At 34.3% G+C, this 12925-nt stretch carries 16 protein-coding genes; 9 read left to right on the forward strand and 7 right to left on the reverse strand.

Features of this window, described 5'->3' with window-relative positions:
• Nucleotides 1-16: 16 nt before the first annotated feature.
• The 3 genes from ACMGE6_RS06810 to ACMGE6_RS06820 are packed head-to-tail and all read left to right on the forward strand — an operon-like array spanning nt 17 to nt 997.
• Nucleotides 17-223, forward strand: a complete 207-nt coding sequence (locus ACMGE6_RS06810; RefSeq protein ID WP_414053238.1) for a helix-turn-helix transcriptional regulator — start codon at nt 17-19, stop codon at nt 221-223.
• 10 nt (nt 224-233) lie between these two features.
• Nucleotides 234-608, forward strand: a complete 375-nt coding sequence (locus ACMGE6_RS06815; protein ID WP_414053239.1) for a hypothetical protein — start codon at nt 234-236, stop codon at nt 606-608.
• 11 nt (nt 609-619) lie between these two features.
• Nucleotides 620-997, forward strand: a complete 378-nt coding sequence (locus ACMGE6_RS06820) for a hypothetical protein (RefSeq protein WP_414053240.1) — start codon at nt 620-622, stop codon at nt 995-997.
• Between the two features lie 104 nt (nt 998-1101).
• Here the strand turns inward: ACMGE6_RS06820 and ACMGE6_RS06825 are convergent, their stop codons facing one another.
• Both ACMGE6_RS06825 and ACMGE6_RS06830 read right to left on the reverse strand, forming a co-directional pair.
• Nucleotides 1102-2622, reverse strand: coding sequence for a M4 family metallopeptidase (locus ACMGE6_RS06825; RefSeq protein WP_414053241.1), 1521 nt, complete (start codon nt 2620-2622; stop codon nt 1102-1104).
• Nucleotides 2623-2857: 235 nt separating this feature from the next.
• Entirely contained in the window at nt 2858-3235 is a 378-nt protein-coding gene (locus ACMGE6_RS06830) for a hypothetical protein (RefSeq protein ID WP_414053242.1), read from the reverse strand.
• Nucleotides 3236-3368: 133 nt separating this feature from the next.
• Between ACMGE6_RS06830 and ACMGE6_RS06835 the strand changes: the two genes are divergently transcribed.
• Together ACMGE6_RS06835 and ACMGE6_RS06840 are read left to right on the forward strand one after the other, a co-directional pair.
• Nucleotides 3369-3539, forward strand: coding sequence for a hypothetical protein (locus ACMGE6_RS06835; RefSeq protein WP_414045776.1), 171 nt, complete (start codon nt 3369-3371; stop codon nt 3537-3539).
• 57 nt (nt 3540-3596) lie between these two features.
• A complete protein-coding gene (locus ACMGE6_RS06840; protein ID WP_414053243.1) occupies nt 3597-4115 on the forward strand; it encodes a hypothetical protein in 519 nt (172 codons plus the stop codon).
• Between the two features lie 35 nt (nt 4116-4150).
• Here ACMGE6_RS06840 and ACMGE6_RS06845 read toward each other — a convergent pair whose 3' ends face one another.
• A complete protein-coding gene (locus tag ACMGE6_RS06845) occupies nt 4151-5446 on the reverse strand; it encodes an LPXTG cell wall anchor domain-containing protein (protein WP_414053244.1) in 1296 nt (431 codons plus the stop codon).
• 307 nt (nt 5447-5753) lie between these two features.
• On the opposite strand from ACMGE6_RS06845, the gene ACMGE6_RS06850 reads away from it, so the two are divergent.
• The 4 genes from ACMGE6_RS06850 (at nt 5754) to ACMGE6_RS06865 (ending at nt 9320) form a co-directional block, all read left to right on the forward strand.
• Nucleotides 5754-5930: a hypothetical protein gene (locus ACMGE6_RS06850; RefSeq protein ID WP_414045779.1), complete on the forward strand. Its 177-nt coding sequence runs from the start codon at nt 5754-5756 to the stop codon at nt 5928-5930.
• A 160-nt stretch (nt 5931-6090) separates the two neighbouring features.
• On the forward strand, nt 6091-6741 hold the full coding sequence (locus tag ACMGE6_RS06855) for a class 1 isoprenoid biosynthesis enzyme (RefSeq protein WP_414053245.1): 651 nt from the start codon (nt 6091-6093) through the stop codon (nt 6739-6741).
• Nucleotides 6725-8698, forward strand: a complete 1974-nt coding sequence (locus ACMGE6_RS06860; protein ID WP_414053246.1) for a sensor histidine kinase — start codon at nt 6725-6727, stop codon at nt 8696-8698. Before ACMGE6_RS06855 ends, ACMGE6_RS06860 begins: the two co-directional genes overlap by 17 nt.
• 10 nt (nt 8699-8708) lie before the next feature.
• Nucleotides 8709-9320, forward strand: coding sequence for a response regulator transcription factor (locus tag ACMGE6_RS06865; RefSeq protein ID WP_414045782.1), 612 nt, complete (start codon nt 8709-8711; stop codon nt 9318-9320).
• Between the two features lie 83 nt (nt 9321-9403).
• Here the strand turns inward: ACMGE6_RS06865 and ACMGE6_RS06870 are convergent, their stop codons facing one another.
• From ACMGE6_RS06870 to speE, 4 genes are all read right to left on the reverse strand, one after another.
• On the reverse strand, nt 9404-9802 hold the full coding sequence (locus tag ACMGE6_RS06870; RefSeq protein WP_414045783.1) for a YolD-like family protein: 399 nt from the start codon (nt 9800-9802) through the stop codon (nt 9404-9406).
• A gap of 85 nt (nt 9803-9887) precedes the next feature.
• Entirely contained in the window at nt 9888-11129 is a 1242-nt protein-coding gene (locus tag ACMGE6_RS06875) for an MFS transporter (protein ID WP_414045784.1), read from the reverse strand.
• Nucleotides 11130-11222: 93 nt separating this feature from the next.
• Entirely contained in the window at nt 11223-12071 is an 849-nt protein-coding gene (gene speB / locus ACMGE6_RS06880; RefSeq protein WP_414053247.1) for an agmatinase, read from the reverse strand.
• Nucleotides 12058-12918, reverse strand: a complete 861-nt coding sequence (gene speE, locus ACMGE6_RS06885) for a polyamine aminopropyltransferase (protein WP_414053248.1) — start codon at nt 12916-12918, stop codon at nt 12058-12060. Before speE ends, speB begins: the two co-directional genes overlap by 14 nt.
• Nucleotides 12919-12925: the final 7 nt, after the last annotated feature.

Below are 12925 nucleotides of genomic sequence, written 5' to 3' on the forward strand. Positions count from 1 at the left end.
TTGAAGAGGTGAGTGTATGAAAAATAAATTAGCAGAATACCGCAGATTACATGGTTACTCACAGGAAACATTGGCTAAACATTTGAAAGTATCAAGACAAACAATTATTTCGATTGAAAAAGGTAAGTATAATCCGTCGTTACCCCTAGGGATGATAATTGCAGAAGTATTTAAGGTAAATGTTGAAGATATATTTATGTTAGAAGAAAGTGATTACAAATAGGAGGGATATTATGTTTAATCATTTAGAAGGCAATCGACCAATACTTTATTTTCTGGGCGCTGGACTGATGGTAATGTCTATCTTTTTAATGGTAGTTATTTTTGAAAAGCCGGAACTTTATGCAATGCAGTTAGTGCTTGGGATACATTTGATACTTATGGGTATTCAAAATCGAGATGAAATCGTTGATGAACGTGTGACGATTCTGAACAATCGTGCATTTAAGACTTCATATTTAGTAACGTTAGTTACCGGGATGATTTTCTTTACGTTATATACCTTTAACTTAATACATTTGAATGCGCAAAGTGCAATCGTTATATTACTTGCGATAATGTTTTTATCATTTTCAGTGAGTAACTTTATGTTATGGAGAAAGTATTAGGAGGGGTGAATATGTTTTCTAAACGTAATTTAAGTCGCGAAGAATTGTTGTTTTGTGGTCTGCTTATTTCGGGTATGGTACTTTTGGGAAATATGAGTTCTGGATTTAAATTAGATGTGGGTTTAATACCTTTAGCAGTAGGTTTGAGTTATTTAATCCATGCCATTGAGCCTGGTGGCGAAAAAGATGATGAAAGAGATAAAAAGATATTGCTGGAAAGTATGAACTGGACAATATTCGGTTTATTTATAGTGTGGTCAATACTTTACGCGATAACGTTATTTAGTGCTATCAATCTCTCAAAAGAATTGTATTTAATCATTCCAATGGCTTTTTTCATATTAGCACAATCTATAATCAGAGTCATACTGAGTAAATTTGTGATGTGAAACATAGTATAAGGAGAAAAGGATCACGACTAAAGTGTTTTTTTCAGATGAATATAGAGAAAACACCCGGCTTCTAAATAGAAGCCGGGTGTTTGTTATATATTTTAATATACGCCCACGGCATCCCACGCTGCTTTAATGGTATCTGCTTCAGACTGACCATATAAATCCTGTGCAGATTGAATGAGTGCTTCCTTTGTATCTTTAAAGTCTGATGTTGATGTTAAATAGTATGATAATGCACGGTAATATATTTGTTCAGACTTAGATTTACCGATTTTAGTAACTGTATTATAGAATGCTTTATTTGGGATTCCTGAATTAATATGAACGCCGCCCCAGTCACCATTCTCTGTATTTGGTAAGTACTGATAGTCATCCATATGTGATGGTTGGTCATATAATTCTGGTTGCTGGAAGCTACGGAGTGCATCACCTGGTCTTCCTGGCGTATATACATCTTCTCCCATTAGGAAATCTGGATCGACAAAGTATCCGAATACATCTGACATTGATTCATTGACTGCACCTGGTTGATGTTCGTAGATTAATCCTGCTGTATGTTCTGTTACAGCATGTGTTAATTCATGTGCAATAATATCATTAGCACCTGAAAGTGAAGTGAATGTCACGCCATCTCCATCACCATATAACATTGCTTCCCCATTCCACTGTGCGTTATTATAATTATTGCCGTAGTGGACTACCGAATAGATGGGTGCCCCTTTACCATCATATGAGTCGCGATTATGTGTATTTTTAAAGTAGTCATAAACGATATCCCCGTAATAATGCGCATCTACAGCAGCTTTTTGGCGAGATGAAGTGAAGTTACGATCAGTATCCTTTACGATGTCGATGTTTGTTTGAGTATTGAATGCATCATAAGTTTCGATATTTCCTGTATGCGTCATGTCGGCTAAGTAATAATAACTACCTTCCTGATATAGATTTAAAGGTTTCAGGCGATTATCAACACCATATCCATAACCAGTAGTCGTTGCATCAAATAACATATTTTGTTTCTTGATGACCTCTCCAGTTTCAGCATCAATTTGAATATGCCAGTTTGCAGATTTAGGTGAGACATAAATTAACTGAACATCATAAACAAATTTATTTTTGTCTGCATTAATCACAACATCTGCTTTTTTTACCACACTGCGATTATCGATATTTTTTACTTTTGATTGATCAACTCCTGCAGCTTTAAATGCAAGATCGATTGCCTGATCTTTAGATAACTTTTGTGCGTTAGATGGAGTAACTGCCTTTTGATCTAATTCACCATTGACGTGAACGACTTCATTTTTCTCGTTAACATGAATTTTAATCTCTTTGTTTAAAGCCTTTTTACCATTGTTATGTGGTTTTAATGTATAATGCGTAAAGCCTTGATCATCTTTTTCAACTTTAGTAATTTCGTATTGTTTATAGAATTTTTTAGCATTTTTATTGCCAGGCAGAGATTTTAAAAAGTTTTTAGCATCAATTTTTGATTGTACTTTTTGGATGTGGCTCAGTTGCTTTGATGTCTCAGTTTTTGCATAAGTGACGTCATGGCCAAGTCCTGCAATAAGTGAAGTTGATAAAACGGCTACTGGTAAAATAAACTTTTTGTTCATGTTGTTCTCTCCTTAAATTTTTTTTTTGAATACGAGATTAATTATAGCGATTTAAAATTTCAAAACACTCGTATATACCGTAAATTTTAAACTCACAAAAAGTTAACAAAGAGAAGAGAAAAACATAATATGGAATAACATTGGTAACCTGGTAATAAAATTTATTAAAACTTCAAATAAAATAAGACTTTTAACAAAAGTAACATTTTTTATTGTGTTAAATAAAAAGGTGAGGCTAATTGTTAGCAACACCTTTTTCAATATAAGCTCGAATCATTTTACGCTGATTTTTTTCAACATTATCAAATGTGAATACACATAATGCGGCGCGTTCTGACACGTTGAAGAGAGTATCGCCTCTGGAGATTTTAATCACAACGATATTTGCTGTACCGCGTTCAGTTTTATGCATCACATCAAACTGCCACTCCAGCTCATGACGCTCAGTCTCTTCAAGATATTTTTTGATACCTGCATTTAATTCATCATAGTTTATTTTCTGATATATACCATCAGAAGAAATAATATGCGTTTCAATATTTCTATCAATGATTTGGCTAATTTTTTCAATATCATTATTTTGCCAGGCAGCTAAAAGATGTACGTGTGCCATTTTTATCATCCTATTCTAGTGTTTTTTAATACTATATCATAAACTTGAAATAATAATAATGTTAAATATTTCATTCAAAATTCTTCGTGTGTTAAAATAAGTTTATAAAGAATGTCTTAAGGAGTGAAAATTGATGGAATTGATTAAATCATTATTCAAAGCAATGTTTGTAACGTTTTTAGTGTTATCTGTGATTGTGACGGCTGGTGCGGCATTATTTGTAATCAGCTTTAAGAAAGATTTTGAAGATATTGAGCGTCGTACAAAAGAAATCGTTGCTAAAATTGAATCTGAAACTGTCTAAGACTCTTTTTTTAGAGTCTTTTCTTTTTGACCATATTTTAAATATAGGGGTGTTCAATTGAGTCCATTACAGTCTTTATCAAACGAGTTATTGAATAATGAGGTCGAAAGTTCTGAACAGGAAATAATGCAACTTATTCAGTTGATGAGAAAAGAACGACCTGTGATTCATGATATTGTGATAGGGTGTAGCAGAAATAATGCAGATTTAAATAAAGCATATCAGTTTAAAATATTGTGGGAACAATACGGTGGATTTGAAGGCATAGGGGGGACAGTACTTGCAATCGTAAGCTGGAATCCCGCTTCATCGTCATTTAATAAATATGTTAATCGTATTGACCGACACGTTCCGGATGGCTTTGTTGCATTAGGGGATGCGAGGAGTTTTGAACAAATCATGAGAAGGTTGCATCGCGCAACAGATATTAAAGCGCATCGTACCTTTGTATTGTCTTCACTTGAATCACAACAAATGATAACGAGTGCCGGGCGATTTATCTTTGAAGGTTTGAAAGGAACATCGAAGCTTGGCACATATTTTTCGGTGCATAATGGACTTATTCAGATTACATAATAAATGCACTTGCCGATTACGGCAAGTGCGTTATTTTAATGGTCTTCGTGTTCACTTTTTCGTGTGAAATATAATAAAGCAATACCCGCAGAAACTGTAATCAATCCAGCGAGCGGTAAAAGGATACCCATTGCTTCACCGGTTGAAGGTAAAGCGTCCTTATCTTCATTTGTAGTTTGTCTTGCAGTTGATGTTTGTTTTGTATCACTTTGCTCAGTAGACTTTTCGTTGCTACTTGAGCTTGTATGATAATCACCATCTGAAGCATAGCTGCTATCTGATGCGTAATCTCCGTCTGTTGGATATGAAGTATTTGTACGACTTTCTGTTGAAACTGGCCCCTCAGTTGTTACTGATGGGTTATTTAGACGACTAGAATCCGTACGAGACGCTGCTAAATGACCTACATTAGTATCTGAATTAATACCTAATTGCTTCATAGGATTTACGGTAGACTTATTCACCGGGAGTTGTGGCTTTACGTTACTACTTGTTTGTTCGCGTGGCTCTTTTTTGATTTGAGTATTGTGCTTAGTTTGAGACTCTTTCTTGTTTTGAGGCTCTTTCTTATTTTGAATATTTTTCTTCGCTTGATCTACTCTCTTACTTTGTTCTACTTCAACTTTTCTTGCACGAGCTAATAACGGTGGGGTATCATCAGGTGCACGGTGAACAGTTGTTCTGACTAATCGTTCATGCGATATACCAATGGGTGCCATGCGATCGCTTTTAATGGGATGCGTATGTTTGTCATAAACAAGATATTTTTCTTCGCCCGCTTTAATGATTACTGGTTTATCAGAAGGATGATCCGGTTCATCATAGCTGACTTCATAAGAAGCATCTTTATCAAGATGATCAAACGTTGCGATACCATCCTTTACTTCAGTTTCATCCACTACTGTATGATCTAACTTTAAGTATACCTTCGTACCATCCTCTAAAGGAGAATAAGACAAATCAACAGTATGAACTGTTACACGCGCATCATCCGGACGTTCAGTTGAAGATAATTCCTCAGTTTTCACTTTAGAATCTTCAGCTAAATCAGAATGAATAATCTCAATTTCATTTAATAAACCAGGTCGAATTTGATAAGATTTACCGGCGATTTCAATGGCATCGATATCCTCGTTTACAGCTTTATAACCATCATCCAGAGCGGAAAAATGTTGTGATTCATTATTAATATCAGCAGTGAAAGAAAAATCTTTTAGTGGCATATTATGTTCATCATGGAAATAAAGTACCGTTGGATTATCAGCGGCAGAGGCATGATTTGTACCAATGAAAGAGGTGATGACTGCAAGTGATAAAAGTGTTTTTTTCATGTAGGACTCCTTTGTGCTTGTTGACTATATTATTGCATAATTTCTCTTCTAGTTCTATATGATATCCAATAATTCACAATTGATTTAGTCTATTAAAAGAAATTTTATATTGTTTATATTGATGTTATATAACCTAAAGATTTTCTCTGAAAATATCCAGTAAAAGGATGTAATGAAATAATAAATTGCATTTTATAAAAAAATCTTGCAAGTTTATTAAAAAATTTAAAAACGCTATCGAATTTTTTGAAAATTTCGTGTAATATTAGCTTATGCAAAATATTATATGTGACTGGAGGAATATGTAATGAGAGAAGAGCTGGAACAGGTTGTCTTAAAAATGAAAGAGATGAACCTTACGCTTGAGGAATTACTTACTCAAGATAAAAAGTTAGGGTTTAGTGAAGATGTTGTTGCAGTTATTGATTCTGCTGTGCATCAAAATATTAAAGGCCAGGGAAAGTTATGGGTACAAGATCCTTGATATGTTAGAACAATATATTGTGGAAATCATTACTCCTTTAAAATTAGAAACAAAAAATCGAAATAGTCTTCTCACGTTTGCTTTAGAAAAAATTAAAAGAGATGGTTGGGGCAATTATTACTATATAATTTGTAATTTATTCAATAAGGAGCAAGCTGATATGCAAAAACATGCCGTTGCAATTCAGCTTGTTTTTTGGGCCTTTGACCTCGTAGATGATGCTGTAGACGGTGATCAAAATGTTCCCGGTTTAACTTACGCACAACAGATTGTGTTGTCACATATTGTTATGATGAAAGCTCTTAATTTATTCGATGTTGAACTAAGAGATGAAATTATGTCCTTAATCGTATCATCGGGATACGGGGAATTTGAAGATATTAGCTTTACTTATCAACGAGATAATGTATTAACTGAGGACGATTATATAGAGATGGTAACTGCTAAATCCGGACGATTAATGGAACTTATTGCGGTTATTATTGATAAGGATAATGTGCCATTAAGACAATTTATGATAAATATCGGGATAGCTGCTCAGATTAAAAATGATATTCAAGGTATAGAGAATCCGAATAAAAGTGATTTTAAAGATAAGAAAATGTATCTTCCGCTTATTAAATACATGTTTTTTAGTAAAGATAATAAGTTAGAGCAATGTACACGTGAAAATATTATTCAGTCAGGGGCTTTAGAATATTGCAGATTGTTGTATAATTATTACATTGAAAAAGCGTATCGTATTCTTTTTGACGCTTTTCCGACAATGTCAGATGATTTAAAGGAACTGAAGAATGAATTCAATTTTTAGAAGTAAGAAGTTTGGAAAAATACAATATTCCATCGTTATCTTCTTTACCTTATTGCTTAACCTGAGATTTTTCTCAGCATGTAAAGAGGTTATCAATGGTAGAGATGAAAGTGTAGAGTTATTGATTTTTATTATTTGTACGGCTTTATTTAACTTTTTTTTAGCTTCAATGATTTATCAATTGCTGAATCATTTTATATCTTATGTACTTAATCATTATTTTATTATCTGCTTTTTACTAGCTAATACTATTTCCTTTTCTAAGCATGGATTGGAAATTAAAGATTGGATTACTACCGTTGAAATATTTTTGCTATTTTCTGTTTTGGCCATGTTATCTAAATTTTTTAGTGTCTATCCAGTATTTTCTCGCTCCAATCAATTAAAACGAGTCGTTCGTTTTAATAATCACTTGATTCTAGGGTTAGTTGTTATAGCAACAGTTTTAAATATTGCAGCAAGACAAGGAGAATTTGTTACATTCTCTATGTTTATGCTCATCGCTGTGTGTGCTGTTTTACTGATGAGCGTGTTTTACGTGATTTTTTCTATCATACGTAATTCACACGGTCAGATTCGTCGTGAGCTGTATTTAATTTTAGCGTCTTTATTACTTAGTATTTTACCGATGTTTACGCTAAATTTATTTTTACATTTCTTTGATAGTAGTATTCCGTACTATTACTTATTACCTACATTAATTATTTTTCCTTTGTATTTACTTTATTCTTTCTGCAAATTCAAGATTATCGTTTCTGAATCATTCAAATCGATTATTTTTAACTTATTTCAGTTATGGAATGTACTGATGCTATGTTCAATGATTGTTTTTTACTTATTGTTCTTATCTCATCCTGTATTGATCAATGCGATTATTGCACATAGTTTAATCCTTGTTGCATGTGCTGCATTCTATTACTTTAAAGATCATTACCACGTGAAGCAGCATTCTGTTAATAGCCGTAATACGATTAATGAGAATATTTATGATACTTTAATCCAAAATAATATTAAACTTGCAAATTATTATTTATTTATTGAATCTCAGGACCAGTCAGAGCAGTATAGATTTCCTGCAGGGACTTTTAATTATAGTGATATTATCGAGAAGTCACATATGATTTACGAACGTTCAGTTATCGCTATCAACCAGTTACAGGATATCACGGTGTATGTTCATCGCAACGCGTCTAATAATGCATTCATCGCTTTACATACTTCTGAGGTGGAAAGATTTAAATATCACGAATTTGTAAGTTTGCTGGAACAGTTTGATTTCTTTATGAAAAACTATTCCACAAAATTGATGGATGAGGATTATAAGAATCGTATTTATTTATCGCATGCTGCTTTAGAGGAGGAGCGTGAGCGTTTATCGATTTTCCTGCATGATGATATTCTGCAAAATATTATTCTAGCTCTGAACGAAACGAAAACTCTAGATAAAGAAGGCAATAGAGAGCATATTGAAGAGATTTTAGATGAATCTATTTATACGATTCGGGAGGCTTGTGAAGATTTATTCCCAGCCGATTTGGATGATTTTGGTTTGAAAGAAAGTCTGAATGGTCTTATTCGCCGTCATTTGTACGAGTCAATGGTCAATATTCAACTGGATTATAAAGAGTGTAATGTGATCATCGATAAACTGATAAAGATTAGTAGTTATCGTATGATCAAAGAATTAGTTAATAATGCCATTAAACATGCTGATGCTAAAGATATTAATATCGATGTCTCTGAATCTCAGGATTCTTTATCGTTTGAAGTGAGAGATGATGGCATCGGGATACCTTATTATAATGTCTCGGATATTTTAGTCAGGGGTTCTAACAACGGTTTGAAGTACTTAATTAATCAGGTGAATATGTTTGATGGAACAATTGAATTCTCGGTATATGACGAGAATGCTGAACGCAAAGGATTAATTGTAACAGTAAATCTCCCGTTAGAATAGAGGTGTCACCATGGTAAAAATTATTATATTAGATGATCATGAATTATTTGGTCATGGCGTGGCTAAAATTATTGAGGCTGAAGATGATTTAAAGGTACTAAAGGTATTTACCGATCCTAAGCTGTTAACACACTATATTAAAACTTTAAATCCGAATATTGTTTTATGCGATATAAAGATTAAAGATGTGAATGGGTTAAATATTGTTAAGGAATATTCTGTACAGTTTCCTAAAGTGAAGTTTATTATGCTGAGTGGTTATAATCTTGAGGAATATAAAATTAAAGCATATGAAAATGGGGCTGTTGGATTTATTTTAAAGGATGAATCGACAGATAAGCTTGTGGATGGTATACGTGCGGTATACTATTTTAATCAGAATTTAAAGAATGAAACATTGCTAGCAAAACCATTACTGAGTAATAAAGAAAAAGAAATCTTACGTATGGTTGCCAAAGATATGAAAAATCAGGAGATTAGTGATGCTTTATTCATCAGTAAACGTACAGTTGAATATCATATTACAAAACTCATTCGTAAATTAAATGTAGAGTCCAGACTTGGAGCAGTGATTAAAGGTATTCAGCTTGGAATTATTGAGGAAAGTGAAACAAAGCTATAGGTATTATTAATAGACCGATTCCACTGATAAGTCGAAAAGATTTATCAGTGGAATCGGTTTTTGTTTTGAATGTTTGCCTTATCTCAAAGTGTATCAATATTGATGATATCCATAAAGGAAATAAAACGAGTGTCTCCATTTGCAAGTGAGCCGATAATAATGGCAGCCCATTGATCAATCTTCTCGATGGTCATATCCACTGACTGGATATACCCGTCTACATAATAATCGATTTTAATATTTTTATGTTGAGCGAGAGCGATATGCAATGTTTCATTAATTTCCTGCATGCGATCTTCAGACAACTCAGGACGTTCAATTTTATTTTGGTTTTCAATTTGACGTCTGACATCTTCAAATTGCTGGGGCATGGTTGCAAAAGGTGCCCATTTAATCATACCGCGGCCTTTTGGAATATTACGATTAAGTTTATGCTGTTCAACTTTTCTGTAATCTGTTTCACCATAAATAGGGTGTATCATCTTCTCACATCCTTAATCTTTTCTTTTATTATACGAACATACGTTCTATTTTTCAACACAAATAAGCAGTGGAATTTTCCACTGCTTATTTGTTCGTCTTAAATTGATGCTGACCAGGTAAGTTGAGTGCCGTAACAATCAGTATGACACCGATCACCCCAAGTAAAGCGACATACACACTCATCATCACACTATTGAGTACGACACCTATAATTAGTCCTGAACTGGCAACGAGTCCTGCACCACTATATCCTAATGAGCTGAATGCAACATAACTGGCACGAGCATCGTCAGGCATCAGTTTTGCCATATAAGTTGAATAGATAGGACTTTGAATGAGTTCGCCGATGGTCGCAAATAGTATACAAAGCATCAGTATCCACCATACTGAGAGTGTATGGGTCAGTGCATAGCCAAATGTATACATTAATCCTCCGATGACGAGCATTGTACGTTGGTTAAAGGGTTCAACTATTTTATTGATAAGAAATGTTATGGTTACAACAAGGATAGTATTTTCGATTAACATGATACTCATCATTCGTACGCCATCAACGTGTATACCAAACAAATTAATAGGCTTAAATACTTCGTGGAGTCTGACACCGATGTAGTTAGTCAGTGCAAATTCTGCTGAGAAGATAAATACAGCTGCTGAAGTAAATAGGACAAAGCGCGTATCCTGTAAAGCTATTTTGTATTTACCGAATAAATCACGTAGCCAATGTGTATTTACAATAACTTTCTCTTTTTTTGTAGTAGGATCTTTTAAAAAGCGATAAAAGATTACTGTATTCGCAATCATGATTGTGATAATAATGATAAATAACAGAAAGCGATGTTCTTTATAGAACAATCCACCGAGGGCAGTACCGATTGCTGTGGCTAAATTATTTGTCCAGTAGGTGGTAACATATACGGATTTTCTGCTGGACTCATCCGTAGAATCAATGATTAATGCTTCGAGCGCAGGAAAAATCATGGCTCCCGGTATAGATAAACACATAAAGATTATGGCAACCATCCATGCCATATTAATATCAGGATGAATAAAGACAGCCATAAAAATAAACAGGACAGCAAATAGTGATTGACCCCAGATAAGCTGTCTTTTGCGGCTGAAGCGGTCAGCAAAGTATCCACCGATTAAATTACACAGTAGGCTTACGATAACATTAGTCGACATCAAAATACCTGATGTTACTTTACCGAGTTCATCAGCAATATATAACACCATAAATGGCATAACACTCATAGAGGCAGTATGGTCAAAAAAACCACATATAATACGTAGTTTAACATTAGCAGGGAAGTCTTTAAATTTCATGAAGATACCTCATATTTTCTCTTTTCCTCATTATATTTCATAATAATCAGAAAATATAGATAAAAAAATAAAGTCGGGACATTTGTCCGGACTTTATTTTGTAATTGAAAGCATTAATTCTCTTGCAACTTTTGCAGCAACAGCATTAGAAACGCCACTATGGTCGTATGGTGGTGACAATTCTACGATGTCAGCTGCAACGACGTTTAATTGTTCAAAGACTTTAAACGCTGGTTCAAGTTCTTTATATGTTAATCCACCTGGTTCAGGTGTTCCTGTGCCCGGGAAGATTGATGGATCTAAACAATCTAGGTCGATAGTAACATAGACTGGTGTATCCTTTAGAATTTCAGGTAAGTCTTTCAGCGTATCAATTGAGAACTTTTCTAAAGTAGTATGTGTATCACTCCAGTCAAATTCTTCTTTCGTACCTGAACGAATACCATATTGATAGATTCGACCATCTCCAACGATGTCATGAATTCTACGTACAACCGTTGCATGAGATAATGGTTCCCCCATATAGTCATCTCGTAAATCTGTATGTGCATCCAGTTGAACGAGTACTACATCCGGATACTTCTCATGTACGGCACGGAATGGACCAAGCGTTACTAAGTGCTCCCCGCCAATCATAAATGGTAATTTGTTCGCATTTAAAATGGTACGTGCAGTGTCTTCTAATTCATCTAATACTTTTTCTTTATTGCCGATTGTAATATCAACATCACCAGTATCAATAATCTTTACATCTTCTAAGTCTTTGTTAAGGAATGGACTATAAGTCTCTAAGCCATAAGACTCAGAACGAATTGCATCCGCCGCAAAACGTGTACCTGGTCTGTTAGATACTGTACCATCGAATGGTGCACCGTAAATCACTGTTGTTGCTTCTTCAAATGAAGCTTCACAACTCATGTAAACATGTTTATTCGGCTTCATCTGCTAACATCTCCTTAACGAATGTTGGTAACATAAATGCACCAGTATGGATGTCAGTATTGTAGTATTTTGTTTTGATACCAAGTTTGTTCCATGCATCTAAATCAGCATCTTTTAACGGATCGAATGATTTTGAAGCAAAACCAAATAACCAATGTCCTGATGGGTAAGTTGGCATATGGAATTGATACACACGTGTGATCGGGAATAATCCTTTGATCTTAGAATGTGCACGTTTCATTTCATGTGCGTAAGATTCGTAATAAGGTGATTCGTGCTGGTTGATTAAGATCCCGTCATCTGCAAGTACACGGTAACAGTTGTTATAGAAGTCATGTGAGAATAAGCCTTCACCAGGACCGATTGGGTCTGTTGAATCTACTAGGATAAGATCATAGTAGCCGTCTTCTTTATTCTTCACGTAAGCCAGACCATCTTCAAATAATAATGTTACACGTGGATCTTCTAATTTTCCTGCTGTAATCGGTAAGTATTCTTGTGATAGACGTACTACGCGCTCATCGATTTCAACCATATCAATTTGTTCAATAGAGTCATAGCGCGTTAATTCACGTACAGTACCACCGTCACCGCCACCGATAACAAGCACTTTTTTAATGTTTGGATTAGTTGCCATTGCAACATGTGTAATCATATCGTGATAAACGAATTCATCTTTCTCGTTTACCATCATTAAACCATCTAATGTGAAGAAAGTACCAAATTCTTCAGATTTGAAGAAGTCAATTTGCTGGAAAGGTGTTTTTTCAGTCAGAATATGCTCAGTTGTTTTAATAGAGAACTTTACATTATCCGTATGATTTTCTGTATACCATAAATCTAACATGTATATT

Origin of the sequence: Macrococcus equi (assembly GCF_047426745.1) — a bacterium.
GTDB classification, from domain to species: domain Bacteria; phylum Bacillota; class Bacilli; order Staphylococcales; family Staphylococcaceae; genus Macrococcoides; species Macrococcoides equi.